Origin of the sequence: Pseudomonas sp. H11T01 (genome assembly GCF_048515765.1) — a bacterium.
Lineage (GTDB): Bacteria > Pseudomonadota > Gammaproteobacteria > Pseudomonadales > Pseudomonadaceae > Aquipseudomonas.
This window is the reverse complement of sequence record NZ_JBLYED010000004.1, coordinates 144,327-171,175: the sequence shown is the minus strand read 5'-3', so window position 1 is coordinate 171,175 and position 26,849 is coordinate 144,327. Positions and strand designations below refer to the sequence as shown.

Here is a 26,849-nt window from a genome sequence, read left to right as displayed (position 1 = left end):
GAGCTGCCGCAGGCTGCGATCTTTCGCCCTTGGCGGTTGAATCAATTACCAAAGGGCAACGCTATAGCTCACCAACAGACGCACTTCATCAGCGTCGCGGGCAGAGTAGTTGGAACGGTAAGTGGCATTGCGCAGGCGCACGGCGACGTCCTTGAAGGTGCCGCTTTGCACCACGTATTTGATCTCAGTGTTGCGTTCCCACTCTTTACCGGTCTCGCCGCTTTTGAGCTTGATGTTGTCACCGCTGATATAACGGCTCATGAAGCTCAGGCCGGGAATGCCAAGCTTGGCAAAGTCATAGTCGTAACGCGCTTGCCAGGAGTGCTCTTGGGCTTCGGCGAAGTCGTTGATCTGGACGAAGTTGACCAGGTACGGGTCGCTGCCGTCGACATACGGAAAGGCGCTGTCGCCGGACATGTGCTGATAGCCGGCGCTGAGTTTATGCCCGTTCAAGGCATAGCTGACCAGACCGTTGAGGGATTTGTTGTCGATATTACCGCCACGGGCCGCGCCCTGGTCATCACTGATGGCCAGACGCAAGTCGGTCGCGAAGGTACCGGGGCCGAACGGTTGTGAAGCGACCACGCCGAGGAAGTGCTGGTTGTAGACGTCATCGAGTTGGGCGTAGTGGTAGCTGCCGGTGATCTTGTCGGTGAACTTGTAATCTACGCCGCCAAAATTGAAATGCTTGCCGGTTGCACCCGAGACGAAGCGGCTGTTCTTGTTGTTGAGGGCGATGTCCTCGTAGTTGGTGTCGTCGCGATCCTTGGCCTTGTCCAGGCGTCCGCCGGTGAAGGTGAGGTTCTTGATTTCTTTGGAGGTCAGCAGGCCACCTTCGAAGGTCTGCGGCAGGATGCGCCCGTCGTTGGCCTTGAGGATCGGCAGCTCCGGGAACAGGCTGCCGATCTTGAGCTCGGTGGCGGAGATTTTCACCTTGCCGGTCAAACCCAGCTTGGAATACTCGTTTGCGGCACGCCCGTCATCGTGGGTCGGCAACAGGCCGGTGCCGGTGTTGTCGGGGCTGGAGTCGAGCTTGACCCCGAGCATGCCCAGCGCGTCGACGCCGAAACCTACAGTCCCCTCGGTGTAACCCGATTGCAGGTTGAGCATGAAGCCCTGAGCCCATTCATCACGCTTGGATTGCTTGGCGCTGGTGCCGTCGCGAAAGTCGCGGTTGAAATACATGTTGCGGGTTTCAAACGTGGCGCTACTGTCTTCGAAGAAGGCCGCCTGGCTTAACGGCGAAAAGCCGGCGAGGGCGGCGGCACTGGCAAGGGCGGTCTGGCTGAGGCGGGAAAAACGCGCAGGCGGGAAAACCTGAGGCTGTATGGACAGCATGGTGAAGTACTCCGTTATTGTTCTTATTGGCGAAAACGCTTCGAGGCGTTTTTCGGTCGCTACTCTTCAGTAGCCACGGCAGTCGAAACTGTCCGTGGCTGGACTCTAACGGGCCAACCTTTCGCTAACCTTTCAGCAGACTTTCAGTGTTTTCAGGCTTCACAGCGGCGGATGCGGCTGTAAACTCCGCGCCAAAGAATGGCGTCGACCATCCCTGAATGAGGTAGAGATCCATGCGTGTTCTTCTCGTCGAAGACCATCTGCAGCTGGCCGAAAGTGTCGCCCAGGCGCTGAAAAGCACCGGCTTGACCGTCGATGTGCTGCACGATGGCGTGGCCGCCGACCTGGCCCTGAGCAGCGAGGAATACGCGGTGGCGATTCTCGATGTCGGCTTGCCGCGCATGGACGGTTTCGAGGTGCTGGCGCGCTTGCGTGCTCGCGGGAAAAATCTGCCGGTGCTGATGTTGACCGCCCGCAGCGACGTCAAGGATCGAGTCCATGGGCTCAACCTTGGCGCCGACGATTACCTGGCCAAACCCTTTGAACTCACCGAGCTTGAAGCGCGGGTCAAGGCATTGCTGCGCCGCAGTGTGCTCGGTGGCGAGCGCCAGCAGCGTTGTGGTGTGCTGGTGTATGACCTGGACACACGGCGTTTTACCCTCGGCGATGATCTGTTGACCCTGACTTCCCGCGAACAGGCAGTGCTCGAAGCGCTGATCGCCCGGCCTGGTCGGGTGATGAGCAAGGAGCAGCTTGCTTCTCAGGTGTTTGGCCTGGACGAAGAAGCCAGTCCCGACGCTATCGAAATCTATGTCCACCGCTTGCGTAAGAAACTCGACGGCCAACCGGTGGCGATCGTGACATTCAGGGGGCTCGGTTACCTGCTGGAAACCCGCGATGCATAAGCCCAGCAGTCTGCGCTGGCGGTTGCTGTGGAACCTCGCGCTGCTGCTGGTGGTATTGATGTTGGCCAGTGGTTTGAGCGCTTACTGGAATGGCCGCGAAGCTGCCGACACCGCTTATGACCGGACTTTGCTGGCTTCGGCCCGGACCATCGCCGCTGGCTTGTCCCAGCGCGATGGCGGCCTCAGTGCTGATGTGCCCTACGTCGCCCTCGACACTTTCGCCTATGACAGCGCCGGGAGGATTTATTACCAGGTCAACGACATTCACCAGAAGCTGATTTCCGGCTACGAAAACCTGCCCGGGCCGCCACCGGGTACGCCGCGCACTGACGATTACCCGGCGCTGGCGCGCTTCTACAACGCCACTTATCAAGGGCAGAACGTGCGGGTGGTGAGCCTGCTCAAGCCTGTCAGTGAGCCGAACATGAACGGCATGGCGGAAATTCGCGTGGCGGAAACTGACGAGGCTCGGGTCCGCATGGCGCGCAGCCTGATGACCGATACCTTGCTACGTCTGGGGATGCTGGCCATGGGCGCGCTGATGTTAGTGTGGTTTGCCGTCAGTGCCGCGTTGCGGCCATTGGAGCGGTTGCGCACCGCAGTGGAGGAGCGTCAATCGGATGATTTGCGTGCCTTGCCGCTGGTGGAAGTGCAGCGTGAGTTGTGGCCGCTGGTGCGGGCACTCAATCACTTTACCGAGCGCCTGCGTGGCCAGTTCGAGCGTCAGGCACAGTTCATTGCCGATGCCGCTCATGAATTGCGCACGCCGCTGGCGGCGCTAAAGGCACGACTTGAATTGGGTCTGCGCGCGGCAGAACCCGAAACCTGGCGCACGACCCTGGAAAGCGCCGCTCAGGGGACGGATCGCCTGACACACCTGGCCAATCAATTGCTGTCGCTGGCCCGTATCGAAAACGGCGCCCGGGCGATTGCCGAGGGTGGTGCGCAGCTACTTGATCTGAGCCAGTTGGCCCGAGAGCTGGGCATGGCCATGGCGCCGCTGGCTCACGCACGGGGCGTTGCTTTGGCATTGGAGGCGGACGAGCCTGTCTGGCTACGCGGCGAGCCGACGCTGCTCAATGAACTCTTGAGCAACCTGGTGGATAACGCTCTGGCCCATACACCGCCGGGCGGCAATGTGATTCTGCGGGTGACTGCGCCGGCGGTGTTGGAGGTCGAAGATGACGGGCCTGGAATTCCCCAGGAGGAACGTGATCGGGTGTTCGAGCGTTTTTATCGGAGTAACCAGCAAGGCGCGGGTTCAGGATTGGGGTTGGCGATTGTCGGTGAAATCTGCCGCGCCCATTTGGCGCAGATCAGCCTCCACGATGGCGCGCAGGCGGGGTTGAAGGTGCGGGTGAGTTTTATTGCGGGGTAGATGCTGAGCACAATATCTGTGGCGAGGGAGCTTGCTCCCGCTGGGTTGCGAAGCAGCCCCAAAACCATACACCGCAGTATTTCAGCCAAATCGCATTTGCCGGGTTTACGACTGCTGCGCCCGGGCGCGGATCGGCCGGCGGGAGCAAGCTCCCTCGCCACAATTGCTCGTGTTCACAATCAGTAAAACATCGAACGCGACTCTTCCAGATCGCTGCACATCGCCGTGTTTTCGGGATCAATACCCAGTTTTTTGAAGGCCGGCACGTTGAATGCGTCGACCCTGGCCAGCGGGTGCTCGGTGTCTTTGTGGCAATACAGTGTGGCAACCTGCACCAAGTCGACATAGTCGACCCGCTCTGACTGGCGCTTGAAGTCGAGGTATTGGCCCGGCAGCTTCACCAGCATTTCCGGAAACTCCCAGACACTGAGCAGCTTGTCGCCAAGCAATGGATGAATGTGCTCGATCACATGGTTGAGGCTGACTGGGTCCGAAAGCAGCTCATAGTGATCTTCGGCGTAGGTCAGAATCGGCAATACACCGATCTGATGCACCAGTCCGCCGAGCGCCGCCTGGTCAGGCTTCAGCTGAGTATGGCTGCGGCACAGGGCATAACTGATGGCGGCCACTTCCAGACTCCTGCGCCAGACATCGCGCATTTTTTGCGCCACCACCTCGGAGCGGGCATGAAAAATCTGCTCCATGACCAGACCGATGGCCAGGTTGCTGCTGTAGTTGACGCCCAGTCGGGTGATCGCCGTATGCAGGTCGGTCACTTCCTGGGTCGCCCGCAGCAAAGGGCTGTTGACCACTTTGATCAGGCGGGCCGATAGCGCCGTATCGCGGCCAATCACTTTGCTCAGCGTACTGACGCTGATTTCCGGATCTTCAGCGGCCTTGCGAATCCTGAGGGCCACTTCCGGTAATGTTGGCAGAACCAGGTCATCGTTATCGATGGCCTCAACCAAATCCTGTTGGACCTTTTCCGCCAGCTTGCTCATTTCTGTTCTCTAGGGTATTGCAAAAAAGTGCTGCAATTAACGCTGGATTTCGCGATCACGATCCAGTTGGTAAGGCAGGTCGAGCAGTTGCAGGGCAGGGCCTTCGAGCGCGCCAAGGTGGACGATGCCACCCTCTGCTGCTTCGGCTTGCAGCACCGCCAGCAGTTCAATGTGCTGTTCGGCACGGGCAGCGATGACCACTTCGCCGATGGAGCTGCCGTGGGTCGGGGAAAACAATTGCGCACCGGGCTCAGGCAGTTCGCTGGCGTCCAGTTGCAGTCGATACAGCCGGCGCTTGAGTTTGCCCAGGTATTGCATGCGCGCGACGATTTCCTGGCCGGTGTAGCAGCCTTTCTTGAAACTCACGGCGCCAACGGCTTGCAGGTTGAGCATCTGTGGGATGAACAGCTCGCGAGTGCTCGGCATGACCTGGCCGATGCCTGCGCGAACTTGCCCCAGCAGCCACTGATTCAGATCACCCTCGACCAGTTGCGCGGACAAGTGGCCACGCAGGGTTTGGGCCTGATCCGCCGCGGCCCAGAGTTCGGCTCTGCCGGGGGACACGCGAATGGCGATCAATCCGTTAGCACGCGCCACGGCATCGGTTTCTGGTGGCAGCTCAAGGCCCAGGGTGGAAAGAGCGGCATCAGCCTGACCGAGGCCGAAGCGAACCCAGGCGGCACTTTCGTCAGTCAGTTTGGATTTTGAAAATACGGCGTACTTTTTCAGGTCCGCCAGTTGCGGCTCAAGCAATTCAGTCGCCATCGCGAGCAGGCAGCCATCGCCTTCAAGCAGGATGCGGAAGCTCGATTGCATGCGGCCTTTCTGCGTGCAGCGTGCGCCGAGACTGGCCTGGGTATCACTCAGGTAATTGAGATTGCAGGTCAGTTGCCCCTGAAGGAATTTGCTGGCGTCGGAGCCGCGAACGGCGAGAACGCCTTCATGAGACAACGTGCAGAAAAAAGCAGAATCGGCCATGGGTCATCGCAGGATAAAAGGTCTGGGGGACATCATAAGGGGGCGCCCTTGAAATGGGTAGTTCACAAAGTATGGATAGTCCCGACCAAAGCCGACTGTTCGTGGTGGTCTCGGGCTGTATACTTGCGCTCTATTTGAGGAGCGCTCCATGGTCGAAGATGTTGAACTGAATCGCCTCTACTGGCACAGCCGCCGCGGCATGCTTGAGCTGGATGTATTGCTGGTGCCATTCGTGAAAGAGGTCTACCCGCATCTGAATGCTATAGACCGCGAATGCTATACCAGGCTGCTCGAGTGTGAAGATCAGGACATGTTTGGCTGGTTCATGGAGCGCGCCGAATCGGAAGACCCTGAGTTGCAGCGCATGGTTCGAATGATTCTGGACCGTGTCCAGCCCAAGTAATTATTTCGAATGCCGCTGGCATGCCTCACGGCAGTTGCTGGCGGCTTATCTTCTGGCTCAGCTGTTCGCGCTGGGTTCGCTATCTCTACTCACTATACCGATCTGGGCGAGTCTGCTCGGTGCCGCCTTGTGCCTGGCCCATGGACTATGGGCGTTGCCGCGACAAATTTTGTTGACTCATCCCGCCGCGTTTAGCGGTTTGCGCCGTGATGCCGATGGCTGGCAACTGTGGAATGCCGCTCATGGCTGGCAGGCTGTGCAGCTTCGGCCCGATAGCCTGGCATTGCCACTGATCGTCGTGCTGCGTTTTCGTCTGCGCGGTGAACGGCGTGTGCGGGCGATTTGCGTACCGCGCGACTCGCAGACGGCGGATGTGCACCGACGCCTGCGGGTTCGACTCAAGTTCAGTCGGCGTAGGTGGGCGGCACCAGAATAGTGTCGAGGGCAACCGGCAGCATGTTCGGGTAATCGAGGGTGTAATGCAGGCCTCGACTTTCCTTGCGCTCCATCGCTGAGCGAATCATCAGTTCGGCAACCTGAGCCAGGTTGCGTAATTCGATCAAGTCGCGGCTGACTTTATAGTTGCTGTAAAACTCATCGATCTCATCCAGCAGCAGGCGCACACGATGCTCAGCTCGTTGCAGGCGCTTGTTGGTACGCACGATACCGACGTAGTCCCACATGAAGCGCCGCAATTCATCCCAGTTGTGCGCAATGATCACGTCTTCGTCGGAGTCTGTGACCTGGCTGGCATCCCAGGCGGGCAGGGCGAGAGGCGCCGGGATCTGCGGCAACTGCTCAAGAATGTCCGCGGCCGCCGATCGGGCATAGACAAAACACTCCAGCAGCGAGTTGCTGGCCATGCGGTTGGCCCCGTGCAGGCCGGTGAAGCTGGTTTCGCCAATGGCATACAGGCCTGGCACATCGGTGCGCCCCTGCTGATCGACCATCACCCCGCCGCAGGTATAGTGCGCGGCCGGAACGACCGGGATCGGTTGTTTGGTGATGTCGATGGAGAATTCCAGGCAGCGCTCATACACGGTCGGGAAATGGGTCTTGATGAACGCTTCCGGCTTGTGGCTGATGTCCAGATACACGCAGTCAACGCCCAGGCGTTTCATCTCATGGTCGATGGCGCGGGCAACGATGTCACGCGGCGCCAGTTCGGCTCGAGGATCGAAGCGCTGCATGAAGCGTTCGCCGTTCGGCAGCTTCAGGTGCGCACCTTCGCCGCGCAGGGCTTCGGTGATCAGGAAACTCTTGGCTTGCGGGTGATAGAGGCAGGTGGGATGGAACTGGTTGAATTCCAAATTCGCCACCCGGCAACCCGAGCGCCAGGCCATTGCGATGCCATCACCGCAGGCGCCGTCGGGGTTGCTGGTATAGAGGTAGACTTTCGCTGCGCCACCGGAGGCCAGGATGGTGAAGCGCGCGCCATAGGTGTCGACTTCGCCGGTGCCACGGTTCAGCACGTAGGCGCCAAGGCAACGGTCACCGTCAAGGCCCAGGCGTTTTTCGGTGATCAGATCAACGGCGACCCGTTGTTCCAGCAGTTCGATATTTGGCCGTTGTTTTGCCTGGTCCAGTAAGGTTTTGAAAATGGCCGCACCCGTGGCATCGGCGGCGTGGATGATCCGTCGATGACTGTGGCCACCTTCGCGAGTCAGGTGGAATTCAAAACCGCCGTCTTCGGTGCCTGACTGTTCATCGCGGGTGAAGGGGACACCCTGATCGATCAGCCACTGAATCGCCTCGCGACTATGCTCGACGGTAAAGCGCACTGCATCTTCATGGCACAGGCCGCCGCCGGCATTGAGCGTGTCATCGACATGGGACTCAACGGTGTCGGTGTCATCCAGCACGGCAGCCACACCACCCTGGGCCCAGAACGTTGAGCCGTTGGCGAGGTCGCCTTTGCTCAATACGGCAATGCGCAGATGACCGGGTAAGGTCAGCGCAAGACTCAAGCCGGCAGCACCGCTGCCAATCACCAGAACATCGTGTTGAAACTGTTGGCTCATTTCAGGATTCCGCTCAAAGCGACCCGGGTCGGGGTTGGCGCAAGACACCTGGATCGGCGAGTCAAGACAGCCACACAGCCCACTAGTATATAGAGGGGTGGATCGGCACAATAGCCAGGCGATCGTGGCATTGTGAAACTACTGTGACTGAAAGGCTGTTCTCAGGTAGATAGGGTGCCGGATGATTTTTTCAGGTAAATCGACGATTAGACGACGGTATCGAGGATAAACCGGTCTTTTTCGCTTCACGGTTGCACAATGTTCATGTCGCACAGCTATAAATATCGGGAACTTTTGCTGAGCAGACAGGCTCAATAGAAGGTTGCCCGACAGAAGGGGATAGCGTCGGAATCATACGGGACCTGTGTACCGGTCTTTGTAGGTGAATTCGACGACAAGATTATTCGCGCAGCCGGCTTTTGCCCGCGCTGCGTTTTTCGTGTGTGCCAAATCAGAGTGCGCAGGAAACTTGCTTGGAGGGGGAGAACTTTTGCGAAAAGCCCGAGTCTATGTTTGCAAGCTTGATCGTTTGGGAATGCAAGCCTCCTTTGAGTTTAACGAGGAGTGTTCATGCTAACCCAGGAAGAGGATCAGCAGCTTGTAGAGCGCGTTCAGCGCGGCGACAAGCGAGCTTTCGATCTGTTAGTGCTGAAATACCAGCACAAAATTCTCGGGTTGATCGTGCGTTTCGTGCACGACACCCATGAAGCCCAGGATGTCGCACAGGAAGCCTTTATCAAGGCTTACCGTGCACTCGGTAATTTCCGCGGCGACAGTGCGTTTTATACGTGGTTGTACCGAATCGCCATCAACACGGCGAAGAACTATCTGGTTTCACGCGGCCGCCGGCCGCCGGATAGCGATGTTAGTTCTGAAGATGCGGAATTCTACGACGGCGATCATGGCCTCAAGGATCTCGAGTCACCGGAGCGTGCGTTGTTGCGGGATGAGATCGAAGGCACCGTCCATCGAACTATCCAGCAACTGCCAGAAGATTTACGTACGGCCTTAACTTTACGTGAATTCGATGGTCTGAGTTACGAGGACATTGCGAGCGTCATGCAGTGTCCGGTGGGTACCGTGCGCTCCCGGATTTTCCGCGCTCGGGAAGCCATCGATAAAGCCCTGCAGCCGTTGTTGCAGGATTAACTGAGACAGCGGCGACAGCCAAGAGAGGAACCGCCATGAGTCGTGAAGCCCTGCAGGAATCGCTGTCCGCAGTGATGGATAACGAAGCGGACGAACTGGAATTGCGTCGGGTATTGAATGCCTTTGACGATGTTGAAACTCGTGATACCTGGGCTCGTTACCAGATCGCTCGGGCTGTAATGCACAAAGACTTGTTGCTCCCTCGTCTGGATATCGCTGCGGCAGTTTCTGCGGCTCTGGCTGACGAAACCGTACCGGCCAAAGCGACTCGTGGTCCATGGCGCACTCTGGGGCGTCTGGCTGTTGCCGCTTCGGTGACTGTTGCTGTGCTGGCTGGCGTACGTCTGTATAACCAGGATGAGATCGCTGGGGTCGAACTGGCTCAGCAATCGGCTCAACCAGGTCTGGCTACTCCACAAATAAAAGGCCCTGCGGTATTGGCAGGCTATAGTGAGAGTTCGGAAGCCACTGGCCCTATGGCCAACGGCGTACTGCAAGGTCAGCCAGGCTGGCATGATCAGCGTCTGCCAAGCTACCTGCGTCAACATGCTCAACAAGCTGCACTCAAAGGCACTGAAAGCGCTCTGCCTTATGCCCGTGCGGCAAGCCTGGAAAACCGCTAAGGAGGATCATGCGCGCCATACCTCTACTTACTCTTCTGCTGGGTGGCTGGTTCATTGTTCCAGCCCATGCCGATGAAGCCCAGGACTGGTTGAGCCGTCTGGGCCAGGCCGAGCAACAGCAAAGCTTCCACGGTACTTTCGTTTACGAGCGTAACGGTAGTTTTTCTACCCATAACATCTGGCATCGTGTCCAGGATGGCAAAGTCCGCGAGCGTTTGCTTCAGCTCGATGGCTCAGCACAGGAAGTCGTGCGCATTGATGGGCATACTCAATGTGTAAGCGGCGCCCTGATAGCAGGGCTGGGGGATGCTCCTGACTCTTCCGCTCGTGCACTTGATCCACAAAAACTCAAGAATTGGTACGACCTTGCCGTTATCGGCAAGTCGCGTGTGGCCGGTCGACCGGCGGTGATTGTTTCGCTGACGCCTCGTGATCAGCATCGGTATGGTTTCGAACTGCACCTGGACCGAGAAACCGGCCTGCCGTTGAAGTCATTGCTGTTAAATGACAAAGGGCAGTTGCTTGAGCGGTTCCAGTTTACTCAGCTCTATACTGCTGATGTGCCAAGCGACAGCGAGCTGCAAGCCAGCGCCGAGTGCAAGCCTGTCGTCCTCGACAGTGACAAGGCTTCGGCGGTGAAAGCTTCTCGGGTCTGGCATTCGGACTGGCTACCACCAGGGTTCGAATTGACTAGCAGCAGTGCGCGTAAGGACCCGGACACCAAGGTGTTGGTTAATAGCCTGATGTATGACGATGGACTGGCGCGATTTTCGGTGTTCCTCGAGCCTTTGAATGGCGCGGTGGTCACAGATACCCGAACCCAGTTAGGCCCGACCGTTGCAGTCTCGCGACGTCTGACCACGCCAGAAGGCGAGGTGATGGTGACGGTGGTTGGCGAGATTCCGATCGGTACCGCTGAACGGATTGCGCTTTCGATGCGCACCGATGCCACTGCGTCCAAGCAGTGAGTTTCTGAAATGATGCTCATCGAAGCGTTTGGTTGTGTAAGAGGTCGGCAATGCCTACTCCACAATTGAGATGTCGAAATGTTTGGTGAGCATTTCAATTTGCAAAAAATCCAGAATTTTTCTATAGGTCAGAGCCCTCGGCTCTGGCCTTGTTTGTTGTTCCCGGAACAAAAGTACCGGCGTATATTTCCCCGGTGTTTCTTGCTCCATATCGCTTAACCCTGCTCGTTGTAACGGGAGCCGTATGTCGATACCACGTTTGAAGTCTTATCTATCCGTTGTTGCCACTGTGATTTTGCTTGGTCAGACGCTCGCCGCCCAAGCGGCTGAGCTGCCTGACTTCACGCAACTGGTCGAGCAAGCCTCGCCTGCGGTAGTGAACATCAGTACCACGCAAAAGCTTCCGGATCGCAAGGTCTCTGATTCGGCTCAAATGCCTGATCTGGAAGGCCTGCCGCCGATGTTGCGCGAGTTTTTCGAGCGCGGCATGCCACAGCCACGGACGCCCCGCGGCGACCGTCAGCGCGAAGCGCAATCGCTGGGCTCAGGTTTCATCATCTCGCCTGACGGCTACATCCTGACCAACAATCATGTGATTGCCGACGCCGATGAAATCCTCGTGCGTCTTGCCGATCGCAGTGAGTTGAAAGCCAAGTTGGTCGGCACTGACCCGCGTTCCGATGTGGCGCTGCTGAAGATTGAGGGCAAGGATCTGCCGGTGTTGAAACTGGGCAAGTCCCAGGATCTGAAGCCCGGACAATGGGTGGTTGCTATCGGCTCGCCATTTGGCTTTGACCATACTGTGACCCACGGTATCGTCAGCGCCGTCGGTCGCAGCCTGCCGAACGAAAACTATGTGCCATTCATCCAGACTGACGTGTCGATCAACCCGGGCAACTCGGGTGGTCCACTGTTCAACCTTGCCGGTGAAGTGGTCGGGATCAACTCGCAGATCTATACCCGTTCCGGCGGCTTTATGGGCGTGTCATTTACTATCCCGATCGATGTGGCGATGGACGTTTCCAATCAGCTGAAGAGCGGTGGCAAGGTCAGTCGCGGCTGGTTGGGTGTGGTGATCCAGGAAGTGAATAAAGATCTGGCCGAGTCCTTCGGTCTGGAAAAGCCGGCTGGTGCGCTAGTGGCACAGATCCAGGATGATGGCCCGGCGGCCAAAGGCGGTCTGCAGGTCGGTGACGTGATCTTGAGCATGAATAATCAACCGATTGTCATGTCTGCGGATCTGCCGCACCTGGTGGGTGCGCTCAAGGCTGGTTCCAAGGCCAAGCTTGAAGTCATCCGTGACGGCAAGCGTAAAAACGTCGAGCTGACCGTCGGCGCTATTCCTGAAGAGGGTAAAGAGTTGGACGCCCTGCCTAAGTCCGGCGGCGTTGAGCGCAGCAGCAATCGCTTGGGTGTTGCCGTGGCTGAGCTGACCGATGAGCAGAAAAAGACCAACGAAATCCAGGGCGGCGTTGTCATCAAGGAAGTTCAGGATGGTCCTGCTGCCTTGATCGGCCTGCAGCCGGGCGATGTGATCACTCACTTGAACAACCAGGCAATTGGTTCGACCAAGGAGTTCACGGAGATCGCCAAGGCGCTACCGAAGAATCGATCGGTATCAATGCGGGTTCTGCGTCAAGGTCGTGCCAGCTTCATCACCTTCAAACTGGCTGAATAACCGGGCAACCGATTATTCGCGGCATTAAAAAGCCCGTCTCGAAAGAGACGGGCTTTTTTGTCGGCGGGATAAATGTCAGCGCATCATGTCTTTGACCATTTGCTCCTGATCCATCAGCTCCCTTTGTCGCGCATCGATCCTTGAAGACAGAGGGAAGTTGGTACCGGCACGGCGCTTGGCGAAGTCGAGTTGCTGGATTGCCTGTCGGTAATCACCAACCAGCGCGAAGTATTCGGCACGGGCTTGATGCAGGCCGATGATATTGCCGGACAGCCCGCGGGTTTCCGCCACCATGTACCAGACATCCGGATCGTCAGGACGAGTCTTGAGCAGGCCCTCGAGTGCTTTCTCGGCGTCAGCGGGGCGGTTCTGCTTGAGCAGCAAATCGACGCGTACCTGATTCAGCGGATAGTTGCCTGGATACTGCGTCAGCATCCGGTCCACGCGTGATTGGGCATCGGGTAGGCGGTTATTGGTGATGTCCAGGTCAACCTGGGCCAGGTTGTAAGTGATGTCATTCGGTGATTTGGCCAGGAGTTGTTTGAGGTTCTCTCGAGCTTCATTCAACTGACCGCCTTTGACCTGCGCGATCGCCAAACCATAGCGGGCCACATCATTCTTCGGGTTTTCATCGAGTTGGGCGCGGAAGCGTTTGGCACCAAGGCCTGGAGTTTCTTCGTAGATCAACTGGACCCGCGCGCGAATCAATTGATAACGCAGGCTGTCTTCGATGCCTCCCTGTTTGGATTGTTCGGCGCGGTTGCGGGTGTCGGCGATCCTCGATTCAGTGACGGGGTGAGTCAGCAGGAACTCCGGTGGTTTGGCATCGAAGCGGTACTGGCGCATCAGCCGTTCGAACATGGTCGGCATGGCGCGCGGGTCGTAACCGGCTTTTTCAAGGTTGAGAATGCCGATGCGGTCGGCTTCCTGCTCGTTCTGGCGCGAGAAGCGTCGTTGTTCCTGCATCGCTGCAGCCTGGGTCCCAGCGATGGCCGCAATCCCGGCGTCACCGCCGCCAGCAGCGGCGATCACGATCCCGGTCAGCAGGGCTGCCATCATTGGCACTTGCATGCGTTGCTGGGCTTCTACGCCGCGAGCGAAGTGGCGTTGCGACAAGTGAGCCAGTTCGTGGGCCAGCACCGAGGCATATTCGCTTTCGGTCTGGGCATTGAGAAAGAGCCCTCCATTCACACCGACAATCCCGCCCGGTGCCGCGAAGGCGTTGAGTTGCGGGCTGTTAATCAGGATGAACTCCAGGCGCCGGTCATTGACCTGGCTGGTCTCCACCAGTTTATAGACGCTGGTTTCGACGTAATCCTTGAGTTGCGGGTCGTTGAGTTGTAATACCTGACTGCGCAATAGCGCCAGCCAGGCCCGACCCAATTGGTGTTCCTGTTGCGGCGAGACGATGGCAGAACTGGCGTCGCCGAGTGACGGCAGGTCGTCGGCGAAGCCCGGTGAGGCGAGCAGGCAAGCGAGCGTCAGCAGGGTAGGGCGCAAAAAAGTCATGCACAAAGCCTTAGTCGACAAAGAGCTTACTGTAGCCGGACACTTGGCTTGGGACCAGATATTCTAAGCGGCTCTAATACCCGCCCGGAGTGAAGTAATGACCGACGCTGTAGAGTACGACGCCGAACTGGATGCCAGTGGTTTGAACTGCCCGCTGCCATTGCTCAAGGCCAAGCTGGAACTCAATCGCCTACCCAGCGGTGCGGTACTCAAGGTAATAGCTACCGACGCCGGCTCTCAGCGGGACTTTCGCACCTTTGCCCGTTTGGCCGGTCATACGCTGCTTCGCGAGGAAGATGAAGCGGGTGTCTATCGCTATTGGTTGCGCAAGGCCTGAAATCTGCAGCGCTCATTTTTAAGGATTATTGATGTTCAAGGTGTTACGCGACTGGATTCAGCGCTATTTCTCCGATGAGGAGGCCGTGGTGCTGGCCGTTCTCTTGTTCCTGGCCTTCACCGCTGTGCTGACCCTGGGCGGAATGCTGGCGCCGGTGTTGGCGGGCATGGTGCTGGCCTATCTGATGCAAGGGCTGGTTGTCATCCTTGAACGCCTGCGTTTGCCTGGCGCGGCTGCGGTGGGCCTGGTGTTCGCCTTGTTCATGGGCGTGCTGCTGGTGTTCATCGTGGTGGTGGTGCCGTTGCTCTGGCATCAGCTGATCACCTTGTTCAACGAGTTGCCGGGCATGCTCGCCAAGTGGCAGTCATTGCTGTTGCTGCTGCCGGAGCGTTACCCGCATCTGGTGTCCGATGAGCAGGTATTGCAGGCCATCGAAGTGGCGCGCGGTGAAATCGGCAAGTTCGGCCAATGGGCGCTGACGTTCTCGCTGTCCAGTTTGCCGTTGCTGGTCAACATCATGATCTATCTGGTTCTGGTGCCGATTCTGGTGTTTTTCTTCCTCAAGGACCGGGAGATGATCGGGCAATGGGTCCGAGGCTATCTGCCCCGCGAGCGAGCGCTAATCACCAGGGTTGCTGAGGAAATGAACCGCCAGATCGCCAATTACATTCGCGGCAAGGTCATCGAGATCTTCATCTGTGGTGGCGTTACTTACATTGCTTTTGTGGCGCTGGGTCTGAACTACGCGGCACTGCTTGCGCTGTTGGTCGGGGTTTCGGTCGTAGTGCCCTACGTCGGGGCGGTGGTGGTGACCGTGCCGGTAATGCTGATTGCGCTGTTTCAATGGGGCTGGAGCGATCAGTTCATCTATCTGATGGCGGTCTACGGGATCATTCAGACGCTGGACGGCAACGTGCTGGTGCCGCTGCTGTTCTCGGAAGCGGTCAACCTGCATCCCGTGGCGATCATCTGTGCGGTGCTGTTGTTTGGCGGGCTATGGGGTTTCTGGGGGATTTTCTTCGCGATTCCGCTGGCCACCCTGTTCAAAGCGGTGCTGGATGCCTGGCCGCGCAAGGAGCCGATTGTGGCGCCGTTGTTGTAGCGATTAATTTTAGATTTGCGTTGTGGTGCGATCCTCATCGCGAGCAGGCTCGCTCCCACATTGTCTGGACGACTAGGTCAAGCGTGGGAGCGAGCCTGCTCGCGATGACGTCCTGACAGACGCCTGAATAATCAGGCCTTGTTCAGGGCCTGCGCTGCAGCCAGTACTGAATCCACATGGCCGGGTACTTTCACGCCACGCCATTCCTGGCGCAGAACACCGTCTTTATCAATCAGAAACGTGCTGCGATCTACGCCCATGTATTCCTTGCCATAGAGTTTCTTAAGCTTGATCACATCGAACAGCTGACAGACGGCTTCGTCTTTGTCACTGATCAGCTCGAACGGGAACTCTTGCTTGCACTTGAAGTTCTCGTGGGACTTCAGGCTGTCGCGGGATACGCCGAACACTTCGGTGTTGGCTGCCTTGAACTCAGCGTATTGATCACGAAAGCCCTGGCCCTCGGTTGTGCAACCAGGCGTGCTGTCCTTCGGATAGAAGTAGATCACCACCTGCTTGCCTTTGAGCCCCGCGAGGCTAACGGTTTGCCCGCTGGTGGCAGGTACTTCGAAGTCGGCGACAGGTTGGTCGATAGCAACGGCCATGAAAGCTTCCTTACATTGGGTTCTGTGGGCGCCACGGTTCGATCAGCGCGTCGAGGTTCAGCGCGTCGGCAAAATCCAGGAACTGATCACGCAGCCAACTGATCTGCACGCCGGCTGGCAACGTGACAGTGAACGTCGCGTTGAGCATGGTGCCGCCGGTTTGCGGGGCCTGATAGGTATCGCAGGTCAGGTTTTCCAGCTCGACGTGATGGTCGATGAAGAACTGGCACAGCTCGTTGACGATATCCGAGCGATAGGCCGAACTGACATACGCCACATAAGGTAGCGCCTCAGGACGATTTTCCAGCGCGGCGCTACGAACTACGTTGACCGTGAAGGCGTGCTTCTTGGCCAGAGAGGGCAAGCCGGCTTCCAGGCGCGCCAGGGCGTCCCAGCTGCCGGAAATCTGCAGGACCAACGCGCTGCATTCGCCGTGGCGAGTCAGGCGGGAGGTCACCACGGCACAGCGATTTTCATGGCTGGCGCGGCACAGGACGTTAGTCAGCTCCATGGGGTTGGCGCCGAGGGCACTGATGACAAGGAATTGTTCGCGGACTGTGGGGGTGGACATGCAGCATTCCTAAAACGATGAGCGGTCGATACTTTTGCAGGCTCGAGTACTGGGAGCGAGCGTCCGGATACGAATTCAGAAACCCTGAGTCTAGAGGTTGCGACAAGCTCCCGTGAGACGAGAGCGAGGGGTGGCAACGCAGGATCGGGGGCTTCGGATGCCGAAAAGGGAGGCTGGAACCCGGCGTACAAGCTTATCAGTACCGATCAAAGTCTGAAGGGTAGCGAAAACCATCGCTCAGGGGAATGGCACGAGCGCAGTACTTTGCTTGTACAAGCATCTTGGCGCCAGTACCATTACCGCTCTCTTTTTCCGGCAGGAGCGGTTGCATGATTGCGGGCAGTATGGTGGCACTGGTCACACCCATGGATGCACAGGGTCGTCTCGACTGGGACAGCCTGAGCAAACTGGTGGACTTCCACCTGCAAGAGGGCACCAACGCCATCGTGGCGGTCGGCACTACAGGTGAGTCGGCCACCCTCGATGTGAACGAACACATAGAAGTGATTCGTCGCGTGGTAGCTCAAGTTGCAGGGCGTATTCCGGTGATCGCCGGTACAGGAGCCAATTCGACGCGCGAAGCGATCGAATTGACCACTAACGCGAAGAACGCTGGCGCCGACGCGTGCCTGCTGGTAACGCCTTACTACAACAAGCCGACGCAAGAAGGCCTGTATCAGCACTTCCGCACCATCGCCGAAGCGGTCGATATTCCGCAGATTCTCTACAACGTGCCTGGCCGCACTGCCTGCGACATGCTGGCCGAGACGGTAATCCGTCTGTCTACCGTGCCGAATATCATCGGCATCAAGGAAGCCACTGGCGATCTGCAACGTGCCAAGGACATCCTGGCCGGCGTCAGCAGCGACTTCCTGGTGTATTCCGGTGACGACGCCACCGCGGTCGAGCTGATGCTGCTGGGCGGCAAAGGCAATATCTCGGTAACGGCCAACGTTGCTCCGCGAGCCATGAGCGATCTGTGCGCCGCTGCAATGCGTGGCGATGCCGTGACTGCCCGTGCGATCCACGAAAAGCTGATGCCACTCAATAAAACCCTGTTCATCGAATCCAACCCTATCCCTGTGAAGTGGGCCCTGCACGAGATGGGCTTGATGCCGGACGGTATCCGTCTGCCGCTCACCTGGCTCAGTGCTGCCTGCCACGAACCGCTGCGACAGGCCATGCGCCAGTCCGGCGTATTGGTTTAATTGAGGAAGTACTACGCATGAAGCGAATGGCCGGACTTTCCGCACTTGCCTTGATCATCTCCAGCACCAGTGGCTGTGGTTGGGTTTGGGGCCCGGAAGGCTACTTCCGTGACCGTGGCAGCGATTACCTGGAAGCGCAACAAACCGCGCCAATGCAATTGCCGCCGAATGTCAGCACCTCCAAGCGTCTCGACCCTTTGCTGCCGATCCCGCGCAACGTGGCTGACGACACCGTCAAGGGCGAATACGAAGTTCCGCGTCCGCAGCCGTTGTCGGCGGTGGCCAATGCCAGCGACTACACCCTGCAGAAAAGCGGCGATTCGCGTTGGGTCATGGCCCAGCGACCACCCGCTGAAGTCTGGCCAGTGGCTATGCAATTCTTCCAGGACAACGGTTTCCGTATTGATGAACAGCGTCCGAAAACCGGCGAGTTCACTACCTCCTGGCAGCATTCCGACGAGTTGTCCGCTTCGATGGCCAAGCGCCTGAGCAGTGCCGGAGCCGCGTCTGACGGCGAAACCCGCGTGCGGGTTCGTATCGAACCGGGCGTGCAGCGCAACACCAGTGAAATCTACGTGATCAGCGCCGAGCGTCCTGCCGGCAGCACTGCCAATGTTGATTTTACCAACCGTTCGGTTAATACCGGTCTGGATGCGGCATTGGTCGACGAGATGCTTGCGAGCATGAGCCGGACCTCCGAGAAGGGCGGTTCGGTTTCCTTGTTGGCCGCGCGTGATTTCGATACGCCTAACCGCGTCAGCCTCACCGAAGACGGCAGCGGCAACGTGGTGCTCAACCTCGGCGAAGACCTTGACCGCGCCTGGTCGAGTGTCGGCCGTGCGCTGGAGAAGGGCGAATGGCGGGTTGAAGACATCAACCGCAGCCTGGGCTTGTACTACATCAACCTCGCTGAAAAGGCCGAGAAGAAAAACGATGAGCCAGGCTTCTTCGGCAAATTGTTTGGCAGCAAACCGGCCAAAGAAGAAATCGATGCCCGCGCCGAGCGTTATCAGGTTCGCCTGAGCAAGGTGGGGGATGCCGTGCAAGTCACCGTCGAGAAAAACATCAATACCGTTGCGCCGGCCGAAGTGGCTCGCAAAATATTGGGTGTGATTCAGGACAACCTGGGCTGATCCAATGCGTTTTGCCGTTCTCGGCAGTGGTAGCCAAGGGAATGGCACGCTGATAGCCCGCGATGACACGTACGTTCTGGTGGATTGTGGTTTCTCCTTGCGCGAAACCGAGCGGCGCCTGCTGCGCCTGGGTGTAAGTCCTACGCAGCTGAGTGCCATACTGGTAACCCACGAACATGCCGACCACGTGCATGGCGTGGGTTTGCTGTCTCGGCGCTACAATCTACCGGTCTACCTCAGTCGCGGTACATTGCGCGGGATGCGCAAACCCATTGAGCCGGCGGGCTTCGTGGCAGGTGGTGAGCAACTTCAGGTTGGTGCCTTGAGCATCAATGTGATCTCTGTATCCCACGATGCGCAGGAGCCGACGCAATACGTATTCAGTGACGGTGAGCGGCGTTTCGGTCTGTTGACCGATCTGGGTTCGTATTGCAGCAAGGTGCTGGAAGGCTATCGGGATCTCGATGCGTTGATGATCGAGTCCAACCATTGCCGCGACATGCTCGCCAGAGGTCACTACCCGTACTTTCTCAAGCAGCGTGTGGGCGGTGAACTGGGACATTTGAATAACCATCAGGCGGCATTCCTGGTGGCGGAGTTGGGCTGGAAAGACCTGCAACACCTGGTCCTGGCCCATCTGAGCAGCAAGAACAACCTGCCGCAGCTGGCCCGGCAATGTTTTGTCGACACCCTCGGGTGCGACCCGGACTGGCTGCAATTGGCCGATCAAGATTCAGGGCTCGACTGGCGACATATCGCCTAGCCCACCTACTTAGCAAGCGGAGCCCATCATGGAAAAACGTGAAGAACTCTACCGCGGCAAAGCCAAATCGGTTTACAAGACCGATGACGCTGACCGCTTGATCCTGCTGTTTCGCAACGACACTTCGGCGTTCGACGGCAAGCGTATCGAGCAGCTCGACCGCAAAGGCATGGTGAACAACAAGTTCAACGCCTTCATCATGCAGAAACTCGAAGAAGCCGGCGTGCCGACCCAATTCGACAAACTGCTGGGCGACAACGAATGCCTGGTGAAGAAACTCGACATGATCCCGGTCGAGTGCGTCGTGCGTAACTACGCAGCCGGCAGCCTGGTCAAGCGCCTGGGCGTTGAAGAAGGCCTCAAACTCGAGCCTTACACCTTCGAATTGTTCCTCAAGGACGACGCCAAGGGCGACCCGTTCATCAACGAATCCCACGTCGTGGCGTTCGGCTGGGGCAAGGCTGAGCAACTGGTTCGCATGAAAGAACTGTCGCTCAAGGTCAACGAAGTCCTGAGCAAACTGTTCGACGACGCTGGCTTGCTATTGGTCGACTTCAAACTCGAATTCGGCGTGTTCCACGGTGAAATCGTCCTGGGCGACGAATTCAGCCCGGACGGCTGCCGTCTGTGGGACAAAGCCACTGGCAAGAAAATGGACAAAGACCGCTTCCGTCAGGGCCTCGGTGACGTCATCGAAGCCTATGAAGAAGTTGCCAAGCGTCTGGGCGTACCGCTTTAATCGACGCAAGCATCTGATAGCACGGAAAAATTTTGCCTAGGGGCTTCGCTTCGGGCAAAGGTGCTGTTATGATGCGCGCCGTTGGAGAGATGCCAGAGTGGCCGAATGGGACGGATTCGAAATCCGTTGTACCTTCACCGGTACCTAGGGTTCGAATCCCTATCTCTCCGCCATACATAGAAAAGCCCCGTAGCTGAACAAGCTACGGGGCTTTTTTCGTTTCCGGTGTTTGGTCATGCCCACCTCATCAACTGTTCGCCGCATGCCGAAGCTCCTCACAGCACCTGAACAAAAGCGATTTTTTGGCTATCAGGTTTTTTGTTTTTAATAATTAAACGATATTTCAGTCAGCGTAACTGACTCCGCGGTGATGGCCTGTTGAATGGCCAAAACCGCCGCAGTTTCGCCCTTGCATCACCTCCCGTGCTCCTGCTTAATACGATTCGGCTCATGGCGCTGAAAATCAGTCGGCGGCTGCGGATTGTAGAAAAATCACTATAAAAAAGAGCAGTCAAATGACTCATCAGCACGGAACGCATCTGGCCGAGCATTTGGAATTATCGCTCGTCATCCCCGTTTTCAATGAAGCGGCAACCATCGATTTGTTCATCGCCAGGATTATCGACGTCTTCGAGAACGAAGCGCTGATCGGTCTGGAGCTGGTTTTCGTCAATGACGGCAGTACCGACACCACGCTGGAGTTGCTTCTGGAGCGACAGAAGAGCGACTCGCGTATTCGAATCGTCGACCTGAGTCGCAACTTCGGAAAAGAAGCCGCGTTGACTGCAGGCTTGCAGAGCGCAAGCGGCCAGGTCGTGGTGCCCATCGATGTCGATCTGCAGGACCCGCCTGAAGTCATCCTCCAGATGATTGCCCGCTGGCGTGAAGGTTATGAAGTGGTGCTGGGCCATCGTGTGAGTCGCAACAACGACTCTTGGGCCAAGCAAGTATCCGCCAACTGGTTCTACCGTCTGCACAACAAAATCTCCGATCAGCCTCTTCCGGAAAACGTCGGTGACTTCCGGCTCATGGACCGCTGTGTGATCGATGCATTGCAGACCCTGCCAGAGTCACGGCGCTTCATGAAAGGCTTGTTCGCCTGGGTCGGGTTTCGCACCACCTATGTCGACTACGAGCGCCCGGAGCGGGTGGCGGGGGAAACCAAGTTCAACGGGTGGCGCTTGTGGAATTTCGCCTTGGAAGGCATTACCAGTTTCAGCACGGAGCCGCTTCGGATCTGGACCTATCTGGGGCTGTTCGTTTCTCTGGTTTCTTTCTCGTTCGCCATTTTCATCGTGTTGCGGACATTGATCTCCGGTATCGATTTACCCGGCTACGCCTCGCTCATGGTCGCCGTCACCTTTTTGGGTGGCCTGCAACTGATTGGGATCGGGGTGCTGGGTGAATACCTGGGCAGAACGTACATCGAATCAAAACGCCGCCCGGTTTTCCTGGTGCGTCGCGTCTACAACGCCAAGGACTGACCATGGATCTCAAGGAAACCGACATCCTCGGTTCAAGCATCGAGCAGCATTGGTATTACCGTTCAAAAGCGGCGGCGATGAGGCGCATGCTCCAAGGCATAGACGGCCGAAAAATCCTCGATGTAGGCGCCGGTTCCGGGTTTTTTTCCCATCATCTGTTGAGCCATACGCCCGCCAGTGAGGCCTGGTGCGTGGACATCAGCTATGGGGCGGACTCGGACGCCATAACCGCCGGGAAACCGGTGCACTATCGCCGATCCATCGAGTCTGTGGATGCCAATCTGGTGTTGCTGATGGACGTTCTGGAGCATGTTGATGACGACGTCGGATTGCTCAAGGCCTACATCGACAAGGTACCGTCTGGCAGTTGTTTTCTTATGACGGTTCCGGCATTCCAGTTCCTCTGGAGCGGGCACGATGACTTCCTCGAACACAAACGTCGCTACACTTTGTCGCAACTGGAGGCGGTGGCCAAAGACGCAGGTTTGACGGTCCGGCAGGGGGCTTACTATTTCGGTCTGGTCTTCCCTATTGCGGCCACCCTGCGGTTACTGCCGAAAGGTGCGCAACCATCGCCACCACGCTCGCAGCTCAAACGACATCATCCGCTGGTCAACGCGTTTTTGAAGACCTTGTGCAGTATCGAGCTTCCTTTCATGGGCGCGAACCGTCTCGCCGGTTTGACGGTGTTCTGCCTGGCGCAGAAGCCGTGATGTCACGCCGATACCTGAGTGACCTGCGATGAGCAGTGAGACAGGCGCCGACAGGTCAGCCTTCATCAAACGGGCTCAGCGTTTTGCCTTGACCGGGCTGTTCGTCACCGCCCTTCATGCGCTGGTTGCCGTGCTGTTCATCAACTATGTGCTGCCCCTGCCGCCCTTGGCCAACGGCGTGGCGTTTACCGCTGCGACCGTCGTTTCCTACGTAGTGAACACCACCTGGAGTTTTTCCAGCCGATTGCACGGCCGAACGCTGCTGCGTTTTCTGATGGTGTCGGGTGCCGGTTTCTTATTGGCGATGCTGGTGGCCTGGGCCGCCCAAATGGCCGGGCTTCATTACCTACTTGGGATCGGTGCGGTGGCGCTGACCATTCCGGCATTCACCTTTGTGTTGCATAACTTCTGGACGTATCGATGAAGGGGTCGGGCAAGCATCTGGCGGTCGTATTGCTGCCCCTGTTAATGGGGCTGGTGGCCTTTTTCATGGTGATCGGGCCACGGGCACTGGACCCGCAAAACATTGCCTGGCTGGAAAGTGGTGATCCGGCGACCCATTATTTGGGATGGGTGTTCTTCCGACACTTCCCATGGACATTTCCTCTCGGACTTAACCCGTCCTACGGGTTGGAACTGGGCAGCGCGATCATATTCTCTGACTCCAATCCGCTGTTGGCATTTTTGTTCAAACCCTTCGATTCGATGCTTCCAGAGACGTTTCAATACTTCGGTATTTGGCTGTTGGCGTGTTTTGTTCTGCAAGCCTGGTTTGCCTGGAAGTTACTTGGGCTGGTGACACCCAGTGTCGTTCTCAGGCTTCTGGGAGCAGGTCTGTTTCTGTTCTCGCCGCCGATGTTCTTGCGCATGGGCGGGCATCTGTCCCTCGCCGGCCATTTTCTGATCCTTGCCGCCCTCTATCTTGCGCTGCATCCCGGCATGCAGAGACGCCGACTGGCCTGGGGCTCGCTGTTAGCGGCGACGGCCCTGGTGCACGCATACCTGCTGGCGATGGTTGCCTTGATCTGGGTGGCGGATCTTGCCGGTAGAACCCTCAAAGGCAAACTGACGCGGCGCAACGCCCTCATCGAGTTGTTCCTGCTGTTTTTGCTGGTGAGTCTGAGCTGCTGGCAGGCGGGTTATTTCAGCATTGGGGACGGTACGGCTTCCGGTGGCTTTGGCTTCTACCGAATGAATCTGCTGGCGCCGGTCGATGCCAGCGGCTGGTCTTCAGTGTTGCCAGACTTGCCGGAGGCCGCAGGCGACTACGAAGGGTTCAACTATCTTGGGTTGGGAACCTTGTTGCTGGCGATTTGCGGTGGTATCGCGACGCTGAAAGGTACAACCGGCTTCGCAGGTGCGGCGCGCCGTCTGCCGATTCTATTGTTGGCGCTGCTAGGTTTGACGCTGTTTGCGCTCTCGAATGAGATCGGTGTCGGCTTGCTCGGTTTTCACTACCCGCTGCCAGGAAAAATCATCAAGCTGGCGAACATCTTTCGTGCGTCGGGACGGATGTTCTGGCCGGTTTTCTACGCCATTCTGTTTGCCATCATTTTCCTGGTTGTGCGTGGCAACCGGCCGCGTACGGCGGTATGTCTGCTGGCGGTGTCGCTATGTGTCCAGGTTGTGGATACCCGCAACGGTTGGGCAGGGCTGCGTAACAGCCGGATGATGACACCTGTCTCGCAGTGGTCGTCAACGCTGCGTGATCCGTTCTGGGCCAGTGCAGCCTCCCACTACGAGAACATTCGCTCGTTGCAGCCGCAGAACCAGTCGGATAACTGGCTCCCGATTGCCACCTACGCCGCAATCCATGGTTTGAAAACTGACACTGCCTACCTGGGACGGATGGGGACCGCCGCGTTGCAACAGGCTCAGCAAAAGGCGAAACGGATGCTTGAGACGGGGCAGTACGACACTGACTCGCTGTACATCCTCGATGAAAGGGCCTTGCTCGACGCTGTGAAAAACGTCAACAGCGAAACCGATCTTCTGGCTCGTGTTGACGGTCTGGTGGTCCTGGCGCCGGGATGGAAGCAATGTGCTCAATGCCTTTGGGTAGAGGACGAGGGGCGTTCGATGCAGTTGATCCCCTTGATCAAATTGGGTCAGCGGCAACTGTTCAACAGCAAGTCCCGCCACCTGATTCAAGGATGGTCGAGTCCTGAAGCCTGGGGGACCTGGTCTGAAGGGAATGAAGCCGACATCGCGCTTCGGGTTCCCGCTCAAGCTCAGGCCGTCGTGATCGAGGCGCTTGCCTTTGTGCTGCCCATGCATGTCCGTCAGGAGGTGGTCTTCACCATCAATGGTGTACAAGCGTTGTCGACTCGTCTGACGAGACTGCAGGACAATCTCATCGAAATCCCACTCACTGCGCCAATCCGAGAAGCCATCGCCCGCGACACGCTGATGCGTATTCATGTGCAGTTGCCCGACGCGATCAGCCCCAAGCAATTGGGACTCGGGGACGATCAACGAGTCATGGGCCTGGGGGTGAAGGCGCTGACCGTGCAGTGATTCGCAGACGTCCAATCAGACCCTCGCCAAAGGGATCAAACGGATGCCCTCATTTTTCAGGATGATTAATGGGCAGACAGATACGGATGTTCATCCAGGCTTGTCTGGATGAGAGAGGCTAACTGCCGAGTGACAGGGGAGGGGGAATCGTTGGCTTGGTGTAGCACATAGCCAATAGCGGGCAGCCTCGGCAGCCCGTCAATCACTGTCAGATGGCTTGGCAGGCCGATTCGGGTTCGCAGAGTGATACCCAGTCCAGCAGCGACGGCGGCCCAGATCCCGCTCACGCTTGGGCTTGTCAGAGCCACGCGCCAAGGAATATGAGCATGATCCAGCGCCTGGGTGGCGGTGCTGCGTAGTACGCATGGCGAGTCAAAAACCACTAGCGCTAACGGCTGGTTTTTTTGTTGATGGAGCAAAGGATTGTCACGTGGCCCAATCCAGCGCATCTGGGTTTCCCCGATACGTGTGCTGTAGGGCGTTCCTGCTTCCGTTTCCCACGCAAGAGCGAGGTCCAGGCTTCCATTTCCGATCAGCGTCAGAAGTTCTGCGTTGCGCGCAATGCGCACCTCAAGGCGTACCAACGGATGGATTCGGGAAAAACGTCTGAGAATCTCGCTGAGGAGGTGTTCGCCAAAATCCTCCTGGAAGCCCACACGGACACAACCTTCGACTTCGGCCTCGTGCAACATACTGAAAATTTCGTCGTTCAGCTCCAGCAGACGGCGTGCATGGCTTAGGACCGCTTCGCCGACAGGTGTCAGCGCCAGGCCACGTCCTGATTTGCGTAGCACAGCAGCGCCGACCTGATCTTCGAGCTTTTTGAGTTGGACACTGACCGCCGACGTTGAACGGCCGAGACGCTCGGCTGCCTTGGCAAAGCTGTTGAACTCGATGCCGATGACAAAGGTGCGCAGTACATCAAGATCAAAGGTAGGGCGTCGCACGGGTACCGTCCATATTTTCAGGAGTGTTATGTGTATTTAATTTGATATTCAGGATGATAGTGAGTTGTTATTTTTCCTCCGTCAAATGAGTTGATCGGAGGAGAAATAAATGGAGCGTACTACCCCCCTTTATGCCGGACTGCTCGGCGAGCACGCACAGAATTTCGCGCAATTGACCACTCAGGAGTAAGTCCGCTATGCCATATGCCCGTATTTCATTACTCAAAGGCAAGTCCCCCGAATATTTGAAAATGCTCTCGCAGAGCTTGCATGAGGCGCTGGTGGGCTCATTCGAGGTCCCTGCCAATGATCGGTTTCAAGTCATTCATCAGCATGAACCGGAAGAATTAATATTTGATTCCAGCTATTTGGGCGGGCCACGTAGCCAGGATTATGTCCTGATCGCAATTACCGCTGGCCGCCCTCGAGATACACGGACCAAAGCGCTTTTCTACCGTAGCCTCGTCGAGCGATTGAACATCGCACCTGGGCTACGACCGGAGGACGTGATGGTGGTGATCACCACCACGGCGGAGGATGAGTGGTCTTTCGGTGGCGGGCGCTCCAACTAGTTGTTGAGATCCCATGGGTTGAGCAGTGGGGTTCGGCTGATGGGTGCCCTGTAGCTGAGGGGGCGGCCAAGTACCTTTCCATTCCCTTCCAATCCCGATCTCACTGCGGACTTAATTCGGCCATTTAATAGGCTGATGGGGTACGCCGGTTTTATTACCTATTACTTCAGAAGGTAATATTTGCTGACTATTAGAGGTTCTTGTTTG

At 57.5% G+C, this 26,849-nt stretch carries 27 protein-coding genes and 1 tRNA gene; 20 read left to right on the top strand and 8 right to left on the bottom strand.

The window, feature by feature from the left end:
• Window positions 1-45: 45 nt before the first annotated feature.
• Window positions 46-1,338, bottom strand: a complete 1,293-nt coding sequence (locus tag ACN1C3_RS07010; protein ID WP_419115081.1) for an OprD family porin — start codon at window positions 1,336-1,338, stop codon at window positions 46-48.
• A gap of 233 nt (window positions 1,339-1,571) precedes the next feature.
• Between ACN1C3_RS07010 and ACN1C3_RS07005 the strand changes: the two genes are divergently transcribed.
• A complete protein-coding gene (locus ACN1C3_RS07005) occupies window positions 1,572-2,243 on the top strand; it encodes a response regulator (protein ID WP_419115080.1) in 672 nt (223 codons plus the stop codon).
• Complete coding sequence (locus tag ACN1C3_RS07000; RefSeq protein WP_419115079.1) at window positions 2,236-3,621, top strand: sensor histidine kinase; 1,386 nt, start codon at window positions 2,236-2,238, stop codon at window positions 3,619-3,621. Before ACN1C3_RS07005 ends, ACN1C3_RS07000 begins: the two co-directional genes overlap by 8 nt.
• Before the next feature lie 179 nt (window positions 3,622-3,800).
• Here ACN1C3_RS07000 and ACN1C3_RS06995 read toward each other — a convergent pair whose 3' ends face one another.
• Window positions 3,801-4,622 (bottom strand): HDOD domain-containing protein, encoded by an 822-nt coding sequence (locus ACN1C3_RS06995; protein ID WP_419115078.1) that lies wholly within the window; start codon window positions 4,620-4,622, stop codon window positions 3,801-3,803.
• Window positions 4,623-4,658: 36 nt separating this feature from the next.
• Complete coding sequence (locus ACN1C3_RS06990) at window positions 4,659-5,600, bottom strand: YgfZ/GcvT domain-containing protein (RefSeq protein ID WP_419115077.1); 942 nt, start codon at window positions 5,598-5,600, stop codon at window positions 4,659-4,661.
• A 148-nt stretch (window positions 5,601-5,748) separates the two neighbouring features.
• Between ACN1C3_RS06990 and ACN1C3_RS06985 the strand changes: the two genes are divergently transcribed.
• Complete coding sequence (locus tag ACN1C3_RS06985) at window positions 5,749-6,003, top strand: succinate dehydrogenase assembly factor 2 (RefSeq protein ID WP_150805650.1); 255 nt, start codon at window positions 5,749-5,751, stop codon at window positions 6,001-6,003.
• Entirely contained in the window at window positions 5,987-6,439 is a 453-nt protein-coding gene (locus ACN1C3_RS06980) for a protein YgfX (protein WP_419115076.1), read from the top strand. Before ACN1C3_RS06985 ends, ACN1C3_RS06980 begins: the two co-directional genes overlap by 17 nt.
• On the opposite strand, the gene nadB is transcribed toward ACN1C3_RS06980, so the two are convergent.
• Window positions 6,408-8,024 carry an L-aspartate oxidase gene (gene nadB / locus ACN1C3_RS06975; RefSeq protein ID WP_419115075.1) on the bottom strand — a complete coding sequence of 539 codons (1,617 nt, stop codon included), beginning with the start codon at window positions 8,022-8,024 and terminating at the stop codon, window positions 6,408-6,410. The two genes, ACN1C3_RS06980 and nadB, sit on opposite strands and share 32 nt — an antisense overlap.
• 570 nt (window positions 8,025-8,594) lie before the next feature.
• Between nadB and rpoE the strand changes: the two genes are divergently transcribed.
• The 4 genes from rpoE (at window position 8,595) to ACN1C3_RS06955 (ending at window position 12,442) form a co-directional block, all read left to right on the top strand.
• Window positions 8,595-9,173, top strand: a complete 579-nt coding sequence (gene rpoE, locus ACN1C3_RS06970) for an RNA polymerase sigma factor RpoE (RefSeq protein WP_150642086.1) — start codon at window positions 8,595-8,597, stop codon at window positions 9,171-9,173.
• A gap of 35 nt (window positions 9,174-9,208) precedes the next feature.
• Complete coding sequence (locus ACN1C3_RS06965; protein WP_419115074.1) at window positions 9,209-9,796, top strand: sigma-E factor negative regulatory protein; 588 nt, start codon at window positions 9,209-9,211, stop codon at window positions 9,794-9,796.
• Between the two features lie 8 nt (window positions 9,797-9,804).
• Window positions 9,805-10,764 (top strand): MucB/RseB C-terminal domain-containing protein, encoded by a 960-nt coding sequence (locus ACN1C3_RS06960; protein WP_419115073.1) that lies wholly within the window; start codon window positions 9,805-9,807, stop codon window positions 10,762-10,764.
• A gap of 244 nt (window positions 10,765-11,008) precedes the next feature.
• The gene (locus ACN1C3_RS06955; RefSeq protein WP_419115072.1) at window positions 11,009-12,442 is read left to right on the top strand and encodes a DegQ family serine endoprotease; all 1,434 of its coding nucleotides are present in this window, start codon (window positions 11,009-11,011) and stop codon (window positions 12,440-12,442) included.
• Window positions 12,443-12,517: 75 nt separating this feature from the next.
• Here ACN1C3_RS06955 and ACN1C3_RS06950 read toward each other — a convergent pair whose 3' ends face one another.
• Window positions 12,518-13,951, bottom strand: coding sequence for a M48 family metalloprotease (locus ACN1C3_RS06950; RefSeq protein WP_419115071.1), 1,434 nt, complete (start codon window positions 13,949-13,951; stop codon window positions 12,518-12,520).
• A 97-nt stretch (window positions 13,952-14,048) separates the two neighbouring features.
• Between ACN1C3_RS06950 and ACN1C3_RS06945 the strand changes: the two genes are divergently transcribed.
• Together ACN1C3_RS06945 and ACN1C3_RS06940 are read left to right on the top strand one after the other, a co-directional pair.
• Window positions 14,049-14,288 (top strand): sulfurtransferase TusA family protein, encoded by a 240-nt coding sequence (locus tag ACN1C3_RS06945; protein ID WP_419115070.1) that lies wholly within the window; start codon window positions 14,049-14,051, stop codon window positions 14,286-14,288.
• Window positions 14,289-14,319: 31 nt separating this feature from the next.
• Complete coding sequence (locus ACN1C3_RS06940) at window positions 14,320-15,390, top strand: AI-2E family transporter (protein ID WP_419115069.1); 1,071 nt, start codon at window positions 14,320-14,322, stop codon at window positions 15,388-15,390.
• Window positions 15,391-15,521: 131 nt separating this feature from the next.
• Here ACN1C3_RS06940 and ACN1C3_RS06935 read toward each other — a convergent pair whose 3' ends face one another.
• Both ACN1C3_RS06935 and ACN1C3_RS06930 read right to left on the bottom strand, forming a co-directional pair.
• Window positions 15,522-15,995 carry a peroxiredoxin gene (locus ACN1C3_RS06935; RefSeq protein WP_419115068.1) on the bottom strand — a complete coding sequence of 158 codons (474 nt, stop codon included), beginning with the start codon at window positions 15,993-15,995 and terminating at the stop codon, window positions 15,522-15,524.
• A 10-nt stretch (window positions 15,996-16,005) separates the two neighbouring features.
• Entirely contained in the window at window positions 16,006-16,566 is a 561-nt protein-coding gene (locus ACN1C3_RS06930; protein ID WP_419115067.1) for a glycine cleavage system protein R, read from the bottom strand.
• A 329-nt stretch (window positions 16,567-16,895) separates the two neighbouring features.
• On the opposite strand from ACN1C3_RS06930, the gene dapA reads away from it, so the two are divergent.
• The 9 genes from dapA (at window position 16,896) to ACN1C3_RS06885 (ending at window position 25,123) form a co-directional block, all read left to right on the top strand.
• A complete protein-coding gene (gene dapA / locus ACN1C3_RS06925) occupies window positions 16,896-17,774 on the top strand; it encodes a 4-hydroxy-tetrahydrodipicolinate synthase (RefSeq protein WP_419115066.1) in 879 nt (292 codons plus the stop codon).
• A gap of 17 nt (window positions 17,775-17,791) precedes the next feature.
• The gene (gene bamC, locus ACN1C3_RS06920; RefSeq protein WP_419115065.1) at window positions 17,792-18,907 is read left to right on the top strand and encodes an outer membrane protein assembly factor BamC; all 1,116 of its coding nucleotides are present in this window, start codon (window positions 17,792-17,794) and stop codon (window positions 18,905-18,907) included.
• 4 nt (window positions 18,908-18,911) lie between these two features.
• Window positions 18,912-19,670 carry an MBL fold metallo-hydrolase gene (locus tag ACN1C3_RS06915; RefSeq protein WP_419115064.1) on the top strand — a complete coding sequence of 253 codons (759 nt, stop codon included), beginning with the start codon at window positions 18,912-18,914 and terminating at the stop codon, window positions 19,668-19,670.
• 28 nt (window positions 19,671-19,698) lie between these two features.
• A complete protein-coding gene (gene purC, locus ACN1C3_RS06910; protein ID WP_419115063.1) occupies window positions 19,699-20,409 on the top strand; it encodes a phosphoribosylaminoimidazolesuccinocarboxamide synthase in 711 nt (236 codons plus the stop codon).
• An 83-nt stretch (window positions 20,410-20,492) separates the two neighbouring features.
• Window positions 20,493-20,582: transfer RNA gene (locus tag ACN1C3_RS06905), tRNA-Ser, on the top strand.
• Between the two features lie 342 nt (window positions 20,583-20,924).
• Complete coding sequence (locus ACN1C3_RS06900; RefSeq protein WP_419115062.1) at window positions 20,925-21,893, top strand: glycosyltransferase family 2 protein; 969 nt, start codon at window positions 20,925-20,927, stop codon at window positions 21,891-21,893.
• A 2-nt stretch (window positions 21,894-21,895) separates the two neighbouring features.
• Window positions 21,896-22,606, top strand: coding sequence for a class I SAM-dependent methyltransferase (locus ACN1C3_RS06895; RefSeq protein WP_419115061.1), 711 nt, complete (start codon window positions 21,896-21,898; stop codon window positions 22,604-22,606).
• A gap of 28 nt (window positions 22,607-22,634) precedes the next feature.
• Window positions 22,635-23,030 carry a GtrA family protein gene (locus ACN1C3_RS06890; RefSeq protein WP_419115060.1) on the top strand — a complete coding sequence of 132 codons (396 nt, stop codon included), beginning with the start codon at window positions 22,635-22,637 and terminating at the stop codon, window positions 23,028-23,030.
• Window positions 23,027-25,123: a DUF6311 domain-containing protein gene (locus ACN1C3_RS06885; protein ID WP_419115059.1), complete on the top strand. Its 2,097-nt coding sequence runs from the start codon at window positions 23,027-23,029 to the stop codon at window positions 25,121-25,123. Before ACN1C3_RS06890 ends, ACN1C3_RS06885 begins: the two co-directional genes overlap by 4 nt.
• Before the next feature lie 65 nt (window positions 25,124-25,188).
• Here the strand turns inward: ACN1C3_RS06885 and ACN1C3_RS06880 are convergent, their stop codons facing one another.
• Window positions 25,189-26,070 carry a LysR substrate-binding domain-containing protein gene (locus ACN1C3_RS06880; protein ID WP_419115058.1) on the bottom strand — a complete coding sequence of 294 codons (882 nt, stop codon included), beginning with the start codon at window positions 26,068-26,070 and terminating at the stop codon, window positions 25,189-25,191.
• Window positions 26,071-26,267: 197 nt separating this feature from the next.
• On the opposite strand from ACN1C3_RS06880, the gene ACN1C3_RS06875 reads away from it, so the two are divergent.
• The gene (locus ACN1C3_RS06875; RefSeq protein ID WP_419115057.1) at window positions 26,268-26,642 is read left to right on the top strand and encodes a tautomerase family protein; all 375 of its coding nucleotides are present in this window, start codon (window positions 26,268-26,270) and stop codon (window positions 26,640-26,642) included.
• Window positions 26,643-26,849 lie beyond the last annotated feature (207 nt).